Annotated in this window: 14 protein-coding genes; 9 read left to right on the forward strand and 5 right to left on the reverse strand. The window is 70.9% G+C overall.

Going from position 1 to position 16,707, the window contains the following annotated elements; translation table 11 throughout:
* Positions 1-11 precede the first annotated feature (11 nt).
* From bcp to aroA, 3 genes are read right to left on the reverse strand one after another with little or no spacing between them, the layout of a single operon-like run.
* Positions 12-479 carry a thioredoxin-dependent thiol peroxidase gene (bcp, locus tag HW566_RS12965; protein WP_178013494.1) on the reverse strand — a complete coding sequence of 156 codons (468 nt, stop codon included), beginning with the start codon at positions 477-479 and terminating at the stop codon, positions 12-14.
* Between the two features lie 35 nt (positions 480-514).
* A complete protein-coding gene (gene rsgA / locus HW566_RS12970; protein ID WP_178013496.1) occupies positions 515-1,558 on the reverse strand; it encodes a ribosome small subunit-dependent GTPase A in 1,044 nt (347 codons plus the stop codon).
* Positions 1,555-2,898 (reverse strand): 3-phosphoshikimate 1-carboxyvinyltransferase, encoded by a 1,344-nt coding sequence (gene aroA / locus HW566_RS12975; protein WP_178013498.1) that lies wholly within the window; start codon positions 2,896-2,898, stop codon positions 1,555-1,557. Before aroA ends, rsgA begins: the two co-directional genes overlap by 4 nt.
* A 48-nt stretch (positions 2,899-2,946) precedes the next feature.
* Between aroA and HW566_RS12980 the strand changes: the two genes are divergently transcribed.
* A complete protein-coding gene (locus HW566_RS12980) occupies positions 2,947-3,600 on the forward strand; it encodes a sigma-70 family RNA polymerase sigma factor (RefSeq protein ID WP_178013500.1) in 654 nt (217 codons plus the stop codon).
* Positions 3,597-3,845 carry a zf-HC2 domain-containing protein gene (locus tag HW566_RS12985; RefSeq protein WP_178013502.1) on the forward strand — a complete coding sequence of 83 codons (249 nt, stop codon included), beginning with the start codon at positions 3,597-3,599 and terminating at the stop codon, positions 3,843-3,845. Before HW566_RS12980 ends, HW566_RS12985 begins: the two co-directional genes overlap by 4 nt.
* Positions 3,846-3,943: 98 nt before the next feature.
* Here the strand turns inward: HW566_RS12985 and HW566_RS12990 are convergent, their stop codons facing one another.
* Entirely contained in the window at positions 3,944-7,672 is a 3,729-nt protein-coding gene (locus HW566_RS12990) for a multifunctional oxoglutarate decarboxylase/oxoglutarate dehydrogenase thiamine pyrophosphate-binding subunit/dihydrolipoyllysine-residue succinyltransferase subunit (RefSeq protein WP_178013504.1), read from the reverse strand.
* 197 nt (positions 7,673-7,869) lie between these two features.
* Between HW566_RS12990 and HW566_RS12995 the strand changes: the two genes are divergently transcribed.
* The 3 genes from HW566_RS12995 to HW566_RS13005 all read left to right on the forward strand — a co-directional run bounded on the left by HW566_RS12995 (position 7,870) and on the right by HW566_RS13005 (position 11,867).
* Positions 7,870-9,327 (forward strand): GuaB1 family IMP dehydrogenase-related protein, encoded by a 1,458-nt coding sequence (locus HW566_RS12995; protein WP_178013506.1) that lies wholly within the window; start codon positions 7,870-7,872, stop codon positions 9,325-9,327.
* 126 nt (positions 9,328-9,453) lie between these two features.
* On the forward strand, positions 9,454-10,818 hold the full coding sequence (locus HW566_RS13000; protein ID WP_178013508.1) for a hemolysin family protein: 1,365 nt from the start codon (positions 9,454-9,456) through the stop codon (positions 10,816-10,818).
* Positions 10,815-11,867, forward strand: coding sequence for a hemolysin family protein (locus HW566_RS13005; RefSeq protein ID WP_178013510.1), 1,053 nt, complete (start codon positions 10,815-10,817; stop codon positions 11,865-11,867). Before HW566_RS13000 ends, HW566_RS13005 begins: the two co-directional genes overlap by 4 nt.
* A gap of 44 nt (positions 11,868-11,911) precedes the next feature.
* Here HW566_RS13005 and HW566_RS13010 read toward each other — a convergent pair whose 3' ends face one another.
* Positions 11,912-12,979 carry an NADH:flavin oxidoreductase/NADH oxidase gene (locus HW566_RS13010; protein ID WP_178013512.1) on the reverse strand — a complete coding sequence of 356 codons (1,068 nt, stop codon included), beginning with the start codon at positions 12,977-12,979 and terminating at the stop codon, positions 11,912-11,914.
* Between the two features lie 35 nt (positions 12,980-13,014).
* On the opposite strand from HW566_RS13010, the gene HW566_RS13015 reads away from it, so the two are divergent.
* From HW566_RS13015 to HW566_RS13030, 4 genes are read left to right on the forward strand one after another with little or no spacing between them, the layout of a single operon-like run.
* Positions 13,015-13,866 (forward strand): ADP-dependent NAD(P)H-hydrate dehydratase, encoded by an 852-nt coding sequence (locus HW566_RS13015; protein ID WP_178013514.1) that lies wholly within the window; start codon positions 13,015-13,017, stop codon positions 13,864-13,866.
* Positions 13,867-13,916: 50 nt separating this feature from the next.
* Positions 13,917-15,122 carry a glycosyltransferase 87 family protein gene (locus HW566_RS13020; RefSeq protein ID WP_178013516.1) on the forward strand — a complete coding sequence of 402 codons (1,206 nt, stop codon included), beginning with the start codon at positions 13,917-13,919 and terminating at the stop codon, positions 15,120-15,122.
* Positions 15,123-15,135: 13 nt separating this feature from the next.
* Positions 15,136-15,477 carry a thiamine-binding protein gene (locus HW566_RS13025; RefSeq protein ID WP_178013518.1) on the forward strand — a complete coding sequence of 114 codons (342 nt, stop codon included), beginning with the start codon at positions 15,136-15,138 and terminating at the stop codon, positions 15,475-15,477.
* Positions 15,474-16,706: an MFS transporter gene (locus HW566_RS13030; RefSeq protein WP_178013520.1), complete on the forward strand. Its 1,233-nt coding sequence runs from the start codon at positions 15,474-15,476 to the stop codon at positions 16,704-16,706. The genes HW566_RS13025 and HW566_RS13030 overlap by 4 nt, the downstream gene beginning before the upstream one ends.
* The last annotated feature ends 1 nt before the right edge of the window (position 16,707 follow it).

The following is a 16,707-nucleotide window of genomic DNA, read 5'->3' on the forward strand; positions in this document are numbered from 1 at the left end:
CGGCCGGTTCGTCAGTCGATTCCCAGCAGGGTGCGTACACGCGCGACGTGGCCCGTGGCCTTGACGTTGTACAGCGCATGCTCGAGACGGCCATCGCCGTCGACGACGAAGGTGGAGCGGATGACGCCCTCGACGGTCTTGCCGTAGTTCATCTTCTCGCCCCACGCCCCGTACGCCTCGTGGACGGCGTGGTCGGGGTCGCTCAGCAGCGGGTAGGTGAGCCCTTCCTGCTCCCGGAAGCGCCGGAGCTTCGCCGCGTCGTCGCGCGAGACCCCCAGGACATCGATGCCGGCCGCGCGCAGGCTCTCGACGCTGTCGCGGAAATCGCACGCTTCACGCGTGCAGCCCGGAGTCATGGCGGCCGGGTAGAAGAACAGCACGACGCGCCGGCCGCGCAGATCCGCGAGCGAGACGGCCGTGCCGTCCTGATCGTCGAGCGTGAAATCGGGAGCGGGGGAGCCGGCTTCGAGACGCGTCATGCACCCAGCCTAGGACGAGGCGCCGCGGCATGCCGTCATGCAGCGAACGTGCTCAGCAGGCGCTGCAGCGAATCCAGCCGCGCCGCGCCGCGCTCGCCCAGTCGGCCCTCGGCCACGGCCTCGACGATCGCGCAGTCGGGCGCGTCGGGCAGGTGGGTGCAGCCGCGGGGACATTCCTCGGCGACGGCGGCCAGGTCGGTGAAGGCCGCGAGGATGTTCGCGGGGTCGATGTGCCCGAGGCCGAACGAGCGCACACCGGGTGTGTCGATGACCCAGCCACGCCCCTGCTCGGCGATGTATCGCAGCGACACCGTCGAGCTCGAGGTGTGCCGCCCGCGCCCGGTGACCTCGTTGACATGCCCCGTCGCGCGCGCGGCCGTGGGGACCAGGGCGTTCACGAGCGTCGACTTGCCGACCCCCGAATGCCCGACGAAGACCGTCGCGTGGCCGACGAGCTTGGCGCCCAGCTCGTCGACCGGCATCCGTCCGCGGCCGCTGGTGAGGACCTCGAGATCGTCCACACCCTCGAAATGGGCCAGGAACGAGGTCGGGTCGGCCAGATCGGTCTTGGTCACCACGAGCAGCGGATGGATGCCGGCGTCCAGGGCGGCGATGAGGTAGCGATCGACCAATCGGGGTCGAGGCTCGGGGTCGGCCGCGGCGACGACGATCACGATCTGGTCGGCGTTGGCGACGACGATCCGCTCGACCTGGTCGGTGTCGTCCGCGCTGCGGCGCAGCAGCGTCGTGCGGGGCTCGATGCCCACGATCCGCCCCAGGGTGCCCTCGTCGCCCGACACATCACCCACCACGCGGGCGAGGTCGCCGGTCACGATGGGCTGCCGACGCAGCTCGCGCGCCCGGACGCCGAGCGACGTGTGCTCGTCGGGGCCGTCCTCGTCGATCAGGACCGTGTAGCGGCCCCGGTCCACACCGAGGACCCGCGCGACGACGGCATCCGCGTGCGACGGGCGGCGCTTGGTGCGAGGCCGGTTGGCCTTGGGATTGGGGCGTGTCCGGAAGTCGGCGTCGTCATACCCCTCGTCGACCTCGTCGTCGGCGTCGTCGAGCCAGCTCACCCGGCATCCTCGGACCCGCGGCCGAGCATCTCGTCCCAGAGCTGCGGGAACTCGGGGAGGGTCTTGGCGGTGGTTCCGATGTCGTCGACCTCGACACCCGCGACGCGCAGCCCGATGATCGCACCCGCGGTCGCCATGCGGTGATCGTGGTGCGCACGCCAGAGCCCGCCCCGCAACGGCGTGGGGGTGATGCGGATGCCGTCCTCGAGCTCCTCGGCGGATCCGCCGAGCGCGCGGAGGTTGCCCACGAGCGCCGCGATGCGGTCCGTCTCGTGGCCGCGGATGTGGCCGATGCCGTGGAGCGTGCTGGGCGCATCGGCGAAGGCGGCGAGTGCGAACAGCGAGGGCGTGAGCTCGCTCGCGGCGGAGAGGTCGAGGTCGACGCCGCGAACCTCGCCGGTGCCGGTGACCGAGAGGACCCCGCTGCGACGGGTCACGCGCGCGCCCATCTCGGTGAGGATGTCGGTCAGCAGGGCGCCGGGCTGGGTCGAATGCACCGGCCAGTGCGGGATCGAGACCCGGCCGCCGGTGAGGACGGCCGCGGCCAGGAACGGCGCGGCGTTGGAGAGGTCGGGCTCGATCGCGAGCTCTTTGCCGCGCAGCGGGCCCGCGGGAACGAGCCATTCCCGCTCGCTCGGACGCTCGACGTGCACGCCGCGATGGGCGAGTGCCTCGACCGTCATGTCGATGTGGGGGAGGCTCGGCAGTCGCCGGCCCTCGTGCACCAGCCGCAGGCCGACATCGAAACGGGGCGCCGCCAGCAGCAGTCCCGACACGAACTGGCTCGAGGCGCTCGCGTCGATGGTGACCTCCCCGCCGCGCACGTGGCCATGCCCGTGCACGAGGAAGGGCAGCATCCATCGGCCGCCGTCGTCGATATCGACGCCCAGCTCGCGCAGGCTCCGGATCATCTCGGCCATCGGACGGTGCAAGGCGCTCTCGTGGGCGGTGACGGTCACCTCGCCCCGGGCGAGACCCGCCAGCGGGGAGATGAAGCGCATCACGGTGCCCGCCTGCCCGCAATCGATCACCGCGTCGACGGTCTGTCCGCTCAGCGGCGAGACGACCAGGTCGGGGCCGAAACGCCCGTCGCCGGGTACGGCCTCGATCCCGGCGCCGAGCGCTCGCAGCGCCTCGATCATCCGCGCGGAATCGTCGGAGTGCAGCGGTGCGACCAGGCGCGACGGGGAGTCCGCCAACGCCGAGAGCACCAGCTCTCGATTGGTCAGGGACTTCGACCCGGGGACGGACACGTCGGCCCGGACGGGGCCGTCGGCCACCGGCGCGCGCCACGGCGCGCCGTCGGTGACGGGGCGAGGGGAATACGCGTGGTGGCTCATGGGTTTCCACAGTATCGAACGCGTTCGACCTCTGGAGGGAAGGAGTCCATGATCGCCACGATCGATCCCGTGATAGACGCGTGGGACGCCGACGTAGACTGGCCGCTGATGGAAGAGCAAGCGGTCACCGATCCGAGTGTCCAGTTCGAGGAGCAGGCGCTCCCGTTCATGGACCAGCTATACGCCGCGGCCATGCGCATGACGCGCAACCCCGCCGACGCCGCCGACCTCGTCCAAGAGACATTCGTGAAGGCATTCGCGTCCTGGTCGTCCTTCACCCAGGGCACGAACCTGAAGGCGTGGCTGTACCGCATCCTGACGAACACGTACATCAACACGTATCGCAAGAAGCAGCGCGAGCCCTACCAGGGCACCATCGACGACCTCGAGGACTGGCAATTGGGCGGGGCGGAATCGACCACCGCCTCGAGCAGCAGGTCCGCCGAGGCTGAAGCGATCGATCGCATGCCGGCGTCGGCCGTCAAGGACGCCCTGCAGTCGATCCCGGAGGATTTCCGGCTGGCCGTCTACTTCGCCGACGTCGAAGGATTCGCCTACCAGGAGATCGCCGACATCATGAAAACCCCGATCGGTACGGTCATGAGTCGTCTGCACCGTGGCAGACGCCTGCTTCGCGACCTGCTGGCCGACTATGCGAAGGAGCGTGGCATCGCCACGCCCCCTACGAGGAGCAAGAAATGAGCGACTGCGGCTGCGACAAAGCGCGCCAGAGCCTGGAAGAGTACCTGCGCAACGAAGTGTGCAAGACCGAGCACTCCGACATCCGCGAGCACCTGGAGAGCTGCCCGTCATGTCAGGAGGAGGCCGTGATCTCGCGCACGCTGACCGATGTGGTGGCGCGAGCGTGCAAGGAGACGGCGCCCGAGGAACTGCGCGATCAGGTGCTCGCGCGGCTGCGCGCGGCGCAGACGGCCGCCCACGCCTGACGGACCCCTCGGGCCCGCGACAGCGGACGCCGTGACCGTCGATGCCCGCTCCGCCACCCTCTGAACAAGGGGCGGAGCGGGCATCTCCGTATGGAGCGTCAGAGGGTGAGCGCCTGCTCGATGAGCTTCGCCTGCTCGACGGCGTGCACCTTCGGCGACCCGGTGGCGGTGGATGCCGCCGAGGGGCGCGTGATCCCGCGGATCGACCGGCCCTGCAGCTGCGATGCCACCTCGAGCGCGATGAACGGCCAGGCGCCCTGGTTCTCGGGCTCGTCCTGCACCCATACCACCTCGGCATCGGGGTAACCCGCCAGAACGCGGTTGAGCTCCTCGACGGGCGCGGGGTAGTACTGCTCGAGCCGCACGAGCGCGATGGCGGGGTTGGGGTTCTTGTCGAGTTCCGCCTTGAGGTCCCAGTGGATCTTGCCCGCGTGCAGCAGCACGCGCTTGACGCCGGACTTGTCGGCGACCGAGCGGTCGTCGAGCACGGGCTCGAACCGACCGTTCTGGAAGTCCTCGACCGGACTCGTGGCGCCGCGCAGGCGGAGCATCGCCTTCGGGGTGAAGACGACGAGCGGGCGACGCGGCCGGGCGTAGGCCTGACGGCGCAGCAGGTGGAAGTACGACGCCGGCGTCGAGGGGCGCGCGACCGTCATGTTGTCCTGGGCGCACATCTGCAGGTACCGCTCGATGCGGGCCGAGGAGTGGTCGGGGCCCTGACCTTCGTAGCCGTGGGGGAGCAGGAGCACGACGCCCGATTGCTGCGCCCACTTCTGCTCTGCCGACGAGATGAACTCGTCGATGACGGACTGCGCGCCGTTGGCGAAGTCGCCGAACTGGGCCTCCCACAGCACGAGGGAATCGGCCCGCTCGACGGAGTAGCCGTATTCGAACGCCATAGCCGCGTACTCGCTCAGCAGCGAGTCGTACACGTAGAAGCGGCCCTGGTTCTCGGACAGGTTCGCGAGGGGCAGCCACTCCTGACCGTTCGACCGGTCGTGCAGCACGGCGTGACGCTGGACGAAGGTGCCGCGACGGGCATCCTGTCCGGCGAGGCGCACGTTCGTGCCCTCCATCAGCAGCGACCCGAAGGCGAAGAGCTCACCCATCGCCCAGTCGATGTTGCCGTTGCGGCTCATGTCGTTGCGCTTGTCGAGCAGCTGCTTCAGCTTGCCGTGCACCGTGAAGTTCTCGGGCGCGTTGACGAAGGCGTCGCCGATCTGGTGCAGCACGTCCTCGCCGACGCCCGTGGTCTCGGGCGCCCCGACGGCCTGATCCACCGGGCCGGAGAGTCCCACGGCACCCGATGCGCCGGTCTCGGCGGCGTGGGTCTCGGCGAACGCGACCTCGAGGCGGTCCTGGAAGTCGCGCTTTGCCTGCTCGTACTCCTCCTCGGTGATGTCACCGCGTCCGACGAGGGATTCGGTGTACAGGCGCCGCACCGAACGCTTGGCCTCGATGAGGTTCGTCATCAGGGGCTGCGTCATCGAGGGGTCGTCGCCCTCGTTGTGGCCGCGGCGGCGGTAGCAGACGAGATCGATCACGACGTCGCGCTTGAACTCCTGGCGGTACCGGAAGGCGAGCTGCGCGACGTGGACGACGGCCTCGGGGTCGTCGCCGTTGACGTGGAAGACCGGCGCCTGGATGGCCTTGGCCACGTCGGTGGCGTACACCGACGACCGGGCGTCGAGCGGGAGGGTCGTGAAGCCGACCTGGTTGTTCACGACGACGTGCACGGTGCCGCCGGTGCGGTAACCGCGCAGCTGCGACATCTGCAGCGTCTCGACCACGACGCCCTGGCCGGCGAAGGCCGCGTCGCCGTGCACCAGGATCGGGAGCCAGGCGAACGAGCCGATCGGGCCGCGGTCCTGCTTGGCGCGGACGATGCCCTCGAGCACACCGTCGACGGTCTCGAGGTGAGAGGGGTTCGCCGCGAGGTAGACCGGGAGCTCCTGGCCTTCGTCGCCGACGAAGGTGCCTTCCGTGCCGAGGTGGTACTTGACGTCCCCAGACCCGCTCTTCGATCCGATCGCGACCGAGCCCTCGAACTCGCGGAAGACCTGACCGTAGGTCTTGCCGGCGATGTTGGTGAGCACGTTGAGGCGGCCGCGATGGGCCATGCCGATGGCGGCACCCTCGAGCCCGGTGCGGGCAGCGCCCTGGAGGATCTCGTCCAGGAGCGGGATGAGCGACTCGCCGCCTTCGAGGCTGAACCGCTTCTGGCCGACGTACTTCGTCTGCAGGAACGTCTCGAACGCCTCGGCCTGGTTGAGCTTGCCGAGGATCCGCAGCTGCTCGTCGTGGCCGGGCTTCTGGTACTTCACCTCGACGTTGTCCTGGAACCACCTGCGCTGGCCCGGGTCCTGGATGTGCATGTACTCGATGCCGATCGTGCGGCAGTACGAGTCGCGCAGGACGCCGAGGATCTCGCGCAGCTTCATGACGCGCTTGCTGCCGAAGCCTCCCGTGACGAACTCGCGGTCGAGGTCCCAGAAGGTCAGTCCGTGCTGCTCGATCTCGAGATCGGGGTGGGTGCGCTGGCGGTACTCGAGCGGGTCGATGTCGGCCATGAGGTGGCCCCGGACACGATAGGAGTTGATGAGCTCCTGCACGCGTGCGGTCTTGTCGACGCGTTCGGCCAGATCGACGTTGATGTCGGTGGACCACTGGATCGGCGCGTAGGGGATGCGCAGGGCCGCGAAGATCCCGTCGTAGAAGCCGTTCTTGCCGATCAGCAGCTCGTGCACGGTCTTGAGGAACTCGCCCGACCCCGCACCCTGGATGACGCGGTGGTCGTAGGTGCTGGTGAGGGTGATGGTCTTGCCGATGCCCAGGTTGACGAGCGTCTTCTCGCTGGAGCCCTGGAACTCGGCCGGGTAGTCGAGGGCGCCGGCGCCGATGATGCTGCCCTGGCCCTTCATCAGGCGCGGCACGGAATGCACCGTGCCGATGCCGCCGGGGTTCGTCAGGGAGATCGTCGTGCCCTGGAAGTCCGCCGCGGTGAGCTTGTTCTTGCGTGCGCGACCGACGAGGTCCTCGTACGCCGAGAGGTACTCGTCGAAGGTGAGCGACTCGGCGCGCTTGATGCTGGGCACCATGAGGGCGCGCGTGCCGTCGGGCTTGGGGAGGTCGATCGCGATGCCGAGTCCGACGTGCGCGTGCGCGACGACCGAGGGCTTGCCGTCGACCTCGGCGTACGACACGTTCTGGCTCGGGAAGGCCTTCAGCGCCTGGATGAGGGCCCAGCCGATGAGGTGCGTGAAGCTGATCTTGCCGCCGCGTGTGCGCGACATGTGGTTGTTGATGACGATGCGGTTGTCGATCATCAGCTTCGCGGGGATCGTCCGCACGCTCGTCGCGGTCGGCACGGTGAGGGAGTCGTCCATGTTCGCCGCGAGGGTCTTGGGCATGCCGCGCAGCGGCGTGACGACGTCCTCGCGCTGCTCGACCTCGGCCGAGGGAGCCGTGGGCGCCTGAGCCGGAACCGGCTGTGCAGCGGCGGGGCGGGCGGTGGTGCGCGCCACCGGCTGCGCGCCGACCGTCGGGACGGGGGCCGTCACCGGATGGGCCGACGCGGCGGCTGCGGGTCTGCCCGTCGCGGGCTGGGGTGCGGGCTCCGCCGCTGCGGGCTGGGCGGAGCCGGGCGCTGCCGCTGCGTCGCCCGCGGCGCCGACGTGCTGGGCGTAGGCCTCGAGCGTCGGCCACCACTCCTTGTCCACCGAGTTCCGGTCCTCGCGGAACTGTTCGTACAGTTCCGCGACGAGCCACTCGTTCGCTCCGAACTCTCCGTCGTTCGAGGTTCCGATTCCGGTCGCCTGGCTGGACACGGCAGATCGCCTGCTTTCATCGGTGAAGATCAGTTCTCACGGCGGTGATCCGCCGCCGCGCACAGTGTCCTAGGGTAGCCCAGATCCCCACCGCGAACGCCGCACGCGACGAGCGCGGTATCGCATCGTGACACGCTCCACCGGGCTCCCCGCGCGCGGCCGGGCCCGCCTCCGGGCGGCGGCGTACCGTAAGAGGCATGCGTTTCTCGGGAGCTCAGCCCACGGTCGACCTGACCTACTCCGACGTCTTCCTCGTTCCACGGCGCTCGGCCGTCACGAGCCGCCTCGACGTCGATCTGTCACCGCGCGACGGGACCGCCGCGACCCTCCCGATCGTCTCGGCGAACATGAACTCGGTCACCGGCCCGCGTCTGGCGGCGACGCTCGCGCGCCGCGGCGGACTCGGCGTGCTGCCGCAGGACATGCCCCTCCAGGACCTCGACGAGGCCATCCGCTGGGTCAAGGATCAGCCGGTCGCGTGGGACACCCCGATCGTCATGTCGCCGGATGCCACGGTGGCCGAGGCCTCGCGGGTGCTGCCCGCACTCGACGGGCACGGCATCGTGGTCGCCGACCAGCGGGCGGCGGGACTGCGCATCGACGACATCGCCGGCATCGTGCCGGCGGCTCGCCTCGCCACGGCGCTCGCCGATGCGAGGCTGGGCGACCTCGTGCGCGACCGCGCGACGGCGATCGACGCCGACGACGTTCCCGATCCGCGCGCGGCCTTCGATCTCATCGATGCCGCCGGAGTGCCGGTCGTCGCCGTGCTGCATCAGGGTGCGCTCGTCGGGACCCTCTCGCGTCGAAGCGCCCTGCGGACGGCCATCTACCGCCCCGCCGTCGACGCGGACGGCCGCCTGATCGTCGCCGCGGCGATCGGGATCAACGGAGACGCCGCAGCGAAGGCCCGTGCGCTGGCCGCCGCCGGTGTCGACGTGCTGGTGGTCGACACCGCCCACGGTCACCAGGAGGGGATGCTCCGCGCGCTGCGCGAGGTGTCGGCGCTGGGGCTCGGGCTGCCGATCGTCGCGGGCAACATCGTCACCGCCGACGGCGTGAACGACCTCGTCGAGGCAGGGGCGAGCATCCTCAAGGTGGGGGTGGGACCCGGCGCGATGTGCACGACCCGCATGATGACCGCTGTGGGCCGGCCGCAGTTCTCGGCCGTGCTCGAGACCGCTCAGGCGGCCGCTGCCCTCGGGGCGCACGTGTGGGCAGACGGGGGAGTGCGCTACCCGCGAGACGTCGCGCTCGCGCTGGCCGCCGGTGCGGCATCCGTCATGATCGGCTCGTGGTTCGCCGGCACGATCGAATCCCCGGGCGAGGTGCAGGTCGACGACGCGGGACGCGTCTTCAAGGAGTCGTGGGGAATGGCCTCGACCAAGGCGGTCGTGGGCCGTTTCACCCGGCTCGACGCCTACGAACGGGCGCGCAAGGAGCTGTTCGCCGAGGGGATCTCGTCGTCGCGCATCTATCTCGATCCGCTGCGACCGGGTGTGGAGGACCTGCTCGACATGATCACCTCGGGCGTGCGCTCGTCGTTCACCTACGCCGGTGCCGCCGACGTCGCGCAGTTCCACGATCGCGCGACCGTCGGGCTCCAGTCGGCGGCCGGCTACGAGGAGGGCAAGGCGCTGCCGGTCAGCTGGTAGCGGGTCCGCGCCTCGGTCGGCCGGCCGTTCGGGCCGAGACAGGCGTAAGATCGGCGGCACGATGGACGACCCTCCCAGTAGCCGACCCTCGCCCCGCCGACACCGCCCCCTCGGGGGTGACCGCTGATGGACGTCGTGATGCTGGGCGTGGGGCTGCTCCTGACCATCGGCACCGGTCTGTTCGTCGCGAGCGAGTTCGCGCTGGTCAATCTCGATCGCGCCGATCTCGAGGCTCGTCAGGCAGCCGGCGAATCCCGTCTGTCGATGACCATCGCGGCGCTGCGGATCACGTCGACGCATCTCTCCAGCGCTCAGCTGGGGATCACGCTCACCACGCTGCTGACCGGTTACACGATGGAGCCGGCGATCTCGAATCTCCTCGGCCCCGTTTTCACGTCGTGGGGGTGGTCCGATGCGGTGTCGCGTCCGATCGCCGCGGTCGTCGGGGTCTCGATCGCCACGATCTTCTCGATGATCCTCGGCGAGCTCGTTCCCAAGAACTTCGCCCTGGCGATCCCGCGCCAGACGGCGAAACTCGTCATCCCCTTCCAGACGGCCTTCACCGCCGTGTTCCGGCCGGCCGTCACGGTGCTCAACGGCAGCGCGAACGGCGTGCTGCGATCGATGGGCGTCGAGCCGAAGGAGGAGCTCTCCGGGGCGCGCTCGGCGGAGGAGCTGTCGAGCCTGGTGCGCCGCTCGGCCAGCGCGGGCGTGCTCGAGAAGGACACCGCCTCGCTCCTGGACCGTTCCCTCACCTTCTCGCGGCTGACCACCGCCGACGTGATGACGCCCCGCCCGAGCCTGCACGCCGTCGCGGCCGGCGACAGCGTCGAGGACGTGATCCAGCTCGCGCGCCGCACCGGTCATAGCCGCTTCCCGGTCTATGACGAGTCGATGGACGACATCGCCGGCATCGCGCACGTCAAGCAGGCGGTCAGCGTGCCGCGCGAGCGGCGTGCGGACGTGCCGGCGGCGGCGATCGCGGAGGAGCCGCTGCGCGTGCCCGAGGCGGTGCACCTCGACGCGGTCCTCGGCGAACTGCGAGCCCGCGGCTATCAGATGGCGATCGTGGTCGACGAGTACGGGGGGACGGCGGGAGTCGTCACTCTCGAGGACCTCGTGGAGGAGATCGTGGGCGAGGTGCTCGACGAGCACGATCGCAACCGTGCCGGGGTGCTGCGCGTGGCCGGCGGCATCGTCTTCCCCGCCGAGCTGCGGCCGGACGAGGTGCTCGACCGCACCGGCATCCGCGTTCCCGAGGGTGACGTGTACGACACCGTCGGAGGCTTCGTGATGAGCGTCGTGGAGCGCATCCCGGTCGTGGGCGACACGGTCGAGATCGAGGACGGCACACTGACGGTGCAGCGCATGGACGGCCGACGCGTCGACCGGGTGCGCTTCGAGCCGACGCCGATGCCGGACGGCTCCGACTCCGGGGCGGCGGCCGGCCCGGGTGGCCGTGAGCGCGGCCCGGAAGGGACGACCCGATGAACGACTGGGCGGGGCTGGCCTGGCTCGTGGTGCTGCTCGCCTTCAACGCGTTCTTCGTGGCGAGCGAGTTCGCCGTCATCTCCGCGCGCCGCTCGCAGATCGAGCCGCTCGCCGAGAAGGGATCGCGCGCGGCGAAGACGGCGCTGTGGGCCATGGAGCACGCGACGCTCATGCTGGCGACCTGCCAGCTGGGCATCACGATCTGCTCGCTGGTGATCCTCAACGTCTCGGAGCCGGCGATCCACCACCTGCTCGCGGTGCCGCTGGGGCTCACCGGCTGGGGCGAGGCCGTGGTGGACGTCGTGGCGTTCGTCGTCGCGCTGGTGGTCGTGTCGTACCTGCACGTCGTGTTCGGCGAGATGGTGCCCAAGAACCTCGCGTTCTCGCTGCCCGATCGGGCCGTTCTGCTGCTGGCGACACCGCTGCGGTGGGTGTCGCGGGTGTTCTACCCGATCATCGTCGTGCTCAACTGGATCGCCAATCACACCGTCCGGCTGTTCCGTGTGGAGCCCAAGGACGAGGCGACCTCGACCTACACGCTCGAGGAGGTCGCCACGATCGTCGCGACCTCGCGCATCGAGGGCGTGCTCGACGACGCCTCCGGCACGGTCGCGGCGGTCATGGAGTTCACCGACAAGAAGGCGAAGGACGTGGCGGTTCCGCTGACCGACCTCGTCACGCTCCCCGAGTCGGCGACACCCGAGGACGTGGAGCGCGCCGTGGCGCGGCACGGGTTCTCGCGCTACGTGATCGTCGACGAGGCCGACCAGCCGGTCGGCTACGTGCACCTCAAGGACGTGCTGCGCGAGGCCGAGGGGGACGACGACGCCGCCTCCCGTCCGATCAAGGCGAAGCGGATCCATCTGATGGTCCCTGTCGCCGAGACGACCGACCTCGAGGACGCGCTCGCCCTGATGCGACGTTCGAGCCGGCATCTCGCCCAGGTGCGCGACGCCGAGGGCCGCACGACGGCGGTGCTCTTCCTCGAGGACATCATCGAGGAGCTCATCGGCGAGGTCCACGACGCCACCCGTCGCGTTCCGCGCTGAGCCGCCGCGCCGACCTCGGCGGGCGAGACGGGCGCGGCGCGGGGTCAGTGGCGGCGGGCCCGCACGTACTGCGGCGGCCAGATCGCGGCGTCCTCACCCAACTCGGTGGCAGCGCGGAGTCCGAAGTGCGGGTCGCGCAGCCACTCGCGGCCGGCCATCACGGCATCCGCGTCTCCGGCGGCGAGGATCTCCTCTGCCTGGGCGCCGGTGGTGATCTCGCCCACCGCGCTCACCGGCACCGCGGCGCCGCGGCGGACCTCACGCGCGAAGGGCACCTGGTAGCCGGGGCCGGTCGTGATGCTCTGGTGCGCGACGAGCCCGCCGCTGGAGACGTCGACGAGATCCACGCCGTGCTCGCGGGCCCATCCCGCCACGACCGTCGTCTCGGCGACGTCCCAGCCGCCGTCGGCCCAGTCGGTCGCCGAGAACCGGACGAACAGCGGCGTCCCGGGAGCCACCGCCCGCACGGCGTCGATGATCCGCAGCAGCAGGCGAGCGCGGTTCTCGAGCGGACCGCCGTACGCGTCGGTGCGCGTGTTCGACAGCGGAGAGAGGAACTCGTGCAGCAGGTAGCCGTGCGCCGCGTGGATCTCGAGGACCTCGAACCCCGCTGCCACGGAGCGCTCGGCAGCCGCGGCGAACGCCGCGACCAGGTCGTCGATCCGGGCGAGGTCGAGCTCGACGGGTCGGTCGTAGCCGTCGAAAGCCAGCGCCGAGGGTGCGAGAGGCTGCCAGCCGCCGCGATCGCCCGGAACGGTGCCGCGCTCGGTCGCGAACGGCGAGAAGGTCGACGCCTTGCGGCCGGCGTGGGCAAGCTGGATGGCCGCGACGGCGCCGCGGCTGCGGATCGATGCGACGATCGGCGCCCAGGCGTCGCGCTGCTCGTCGTTCCAGATCCCGGTGTCTTCGGGGGTGATGCGTCCCTCGGGCACGACGGCGGTGGCCTCGGCCATCACGAGGCCCGCGCCACCGGAGGCGAACTGCGCGAGGTGCACGTGGTGCCAGTCGCCCGGGAGGCCGTCCTGCGACGAGTACTGGCACATCGGCGCGACCCACAGCCGGTTGCGCACCTCGACGGTGCGGACGGTCAGGGGGCTGAACAACTGGCTCACGCCGAGCTCCTTCTGGGCGCCGGTAGGGTGACGCCATGGTCGATATCCACGAATGGGATGCGGGCGAGACGGCTGCGCTCCTGCGGGAGCCAACCGCCGATGACCACAAGTATTCCCGGGGAGTGCTGGGGGTGCGCACCGGCTCGCACGAGTATCCCGGGGCCGCGGTCCTCGGCGTCGAAGCGGCGTGGCGCACCGGCATCGGCATGGTGCGCTACCTCGGACCCGAGCGACCCGCCGACCTCGTGCTCCAGCGCCGCCCCGAGACGGTGACCCGGCCGGGTCGCGTCCAGGCATGGCTGATCGGCTCGGGAACGGATGCCGCCACGCGTCTGCCCGCGGAGTCGGCGCGGCTGGCGGAGGTCCTGGCTGGTGAGCTGCCCGTGGTCGTCGACGCCGGCGCCCTCGACCTCGTCCCGGGAGCCCGGGCGCCGATGGTCGTGACCCCGCATCAGAGTGAGCACGCGCAACTGAGGGACCTCCTGGGCCTCGCCGAGGCTCCACCTGGCGCCTCGCTCGCCGAGCGCGCGTTCGCAGCCCGCGAGACGGCGCAGGGCAGCGGGGCCGCGGTGCTGCTCAAGGGCGCCGAGACGGTCGTGGCGGCCCCCGACGGCTGGACGACGGTGGTGCGGGCGGGCACGGGCTGGCTCGCCACCGCCGGTACGGGTGATGTGCTGGGCGGCATCCTGGGTGCGATCGTGGCCGCTCGGGGAGCGCAGCACGAGCTCGATGCGGCGGCGCTCGCCCGGCTCGCAGCCGCAGCAGCCTTCGTTCACGGGCACGCGGGGCGGAGCGCCGGTCCGGGGCCGGTGACGGCGCTCGACGTCGCCGAGGCGGTCCCCGCCGTCATCGCGCTTCTTCTCGGTGGAGGCGATCCGGCGCGCTGACGCTCGGGAGCGGCCGGGGGCGGTGCGACGCCCGCACGTAGGATGACAGCGTGACGAGACGGGCAGCGCTGTGGGTCGCTTTCGTGCTCGTTCACCTGCTGGTCTGCGTGCTGGGGTTCGTCATGCCGAACCAGCCGATGGGCGACGTGTACCTCGTCTACGAACCCTGGTCGCGTGCGGCGCTCGCGGGCGACGGGATCGTCGGGGTGACCGAGGACTGGGTGTACCCGCAGCTCGCACTCGTGCCGCTCGTGCTCGCCCACGGGTTCGCGTGGATCGCCGGGTACACGGCCGGCTGGGCGGTCTTCGTCACGGCGCTGGATGCGGTGGCGTTCGCGGTGCTCGTGGGCGATGCGCGCTCCCGAGGCCGCGCGCGGGCCGCATGGTTCTGGCTTGCCGCCATCCTCGCGCTCGGTCCGGTCGGCCTCTACCGCCTCGACGCCGTCACCGTGGCCGTCGCGGTGCTCGGGTGCGTGTGGTTGCGCGGGCGGCCCTGGCTCGCCGGCGTGCTGCTGGCCGCGGCGACGTGGATCAAGGTGTGGCCGGCGGCACTCAGCGCCGCCGCCGCGATCGCCCTGCGTCGACGCTGGGCCCTGATCGGCGCGAGCGCGATCGTCTCGGCCCTGACGCTCCTGGCGATCGTCGTCGCGGGCGGCGCCGACCACGCCTTCGGTTTCATCGGCGATCAGACCTCGCGCGGGCTCCAGGTCGAAGCCCCGGTCAGCGCGTACTACCTCTGGGGCAGCATGCTCGGGGTCCCCGGATTCTCCGTGTACTACTCCACCGAGATCCTGACGTTCCAGGTGACCGGCCGCGATATCGACCCCGTGATCGCCCTCATGACACCGCTGCTGGCGGCGGGGGTGGGGTCCGTCGCCGTCCTCGCCGCGGTCAAGACCGCGCGCGGGGCGCGCGCGATGCGGCTGCTGCCGGTGACGGCGATGGCGCTCGTCGTGGTGTTCATCGCGCTCAACAAGGTCGGGTCGCCGCAGTACCTCTGCTGGCTCATCCCACCCGTGGTCCTCGGGCTGCTTTACGACCGTCGGGAGTGGACGCGCCCGGCGATCGCGGTACTCGTCCTGTGCGCACTCACCCAGATCGTGTACCCCGTGGCGTACGGTGAGGTCCTCGCCGCGCACCCGTTCGGGGTCGCGGTGCTCACGATCCGCAACGTCCTGCTCGTCGCGCTGGGGGTGTGGATGGTCGTCCGTCTCGCGCGGGTGCCCGTCCGTCCGTCGACGCCCGTCCCCGCCTGAACCGGAGGTTCTCATGCTCGTCGCCTTCTCCGTCGCCCCCAGCGGCACCGGCCGCGCCGACGGCTCGGTCCACGATGCCGTCGCCGCGGCGGTCGCGGTCGTGCGCGCATCGGGTCTGCCGCACCGCACGACGTCGATGTTCACCGAGATCGAGGGGGAGTGGGACGAGGTGATGGCCGTGGTGAAGGACGCGACCGAAGCGGTGCTGCCCTTCGGCTCACGGGTCTCGCTCGTTCTCAAGGCCGACATCCGTCCCGGCCGAACCGGCGAGATCGACGCGAAGATCGAACGGCTCGAGACAGCGCTCGAATCGATTCGACACGACGACGGGGGCGGCGCTACGCTCCCTGAGTGACGACCCCGACGATCTCCCGCGCCCACGCGCGCTGGGCGCTGCTCGCCCTGGCCATCGGCAGCTTCGGCATCGGCATGACGGAGTTCGTCGTGATGGGCCTGCTGCCCGAGATCGCCGGAGAGCTCCTGCCCGGGGTGTCCGCGGACGACCCGGAGGCGGCGATCGCGCAGGCGGGCTGGCTCATCACCCTGTACGCGGCGGGGGTCGTCGTGGGTGCGCCCACCATAGCCGGGACCGCGGCGAAGTATCCGCGGCACCGCGTGATGCTCTTCCTCGCCCTCGCCCTCACCGTCTTCAACGGGCTGACCCTCGTCCTGCCCTCGTTCGAGCTCGTCGCGGCCTCGCGGTTCCTCGCGGGGTTGCCGCACGGCGCCTATTTCGGCATCGGCGCGCTCGTCGCGGCCGACGCGCTCGGGCCCGGCAAACGCGCCCAGGGGGTTGCCTTCGTGCTGACGGGCCTGACCATTGCCAACGTCGTCGGGGTGCCGCTGGGAACCTTCCTCGGCCAGCAGTTCGGATGGCGCGCCGCGTTCCTCGTCGTCGCGGTGATCTTCGCCGCCGCGACGGTGGCGATAGGCATCACCGTGCCACATCACGCGGGGGAGCCCCTGCGGACCCTGCGCGCGGAGCTGCGGGTGTTCCGCATCGGCCAGGTCTGGTTCGCCCTCGGCATCGGGGCCATCGGCTTCGGCGGGTTCTTCGCCGTCTACAGCTACATCGCCACTCTCGTGACCGACGTGGCGGGCTCGCCGCAGTGGTCGGTGCCGATCGTGCTCGTCATCTCGGGTGTGGGAATGACCGTGGGCAACCTCGTCGGCGGGCGCGTGGCCGACCGGGACCTGCGGCGCAGCCTCATCGGGGGCCTGCTGGCGCTCGCCGCGGTGCAGACGCTCCTCGCGCTGACGGCGGAATGGATCGTGGCAGTGGCGGTGTTCGTCTTCCTCGTCGGGTTCTTCTCCGCCGCGCTCAGCCCGACCATCCAGACCCGCCTCATGGACGTCGCCGGCGACAACCAATCCATCGCGGCCGCGCTGAACCACTCCGCGCTGAACATGGGGAACGCGCTCGGCGCGGCCCTCGGCGGCGCGGTGATCGCCGCCGGGCTCGGCTTCGTCGCGCCCGTCTGGGTGGGGGTGGCCCTGGCCCTGGCCGGACTCGTCGTCGCATCGACGAGCTTCGCCGTCGAGGGCCGGACGAAGAGCGGTTCGCCGGTCCGGGCCGCCGGCTGAG

The organism is Microbacterium oleivorans (assembly GCF_013389665.1).
Taxonomy (GTDB): Bacteria; Actinomycetota; Actinomycetes; order Actinomycetales; family Microbacteriaceae; genus Microbacterium; species Microbacterium oleivorans_C.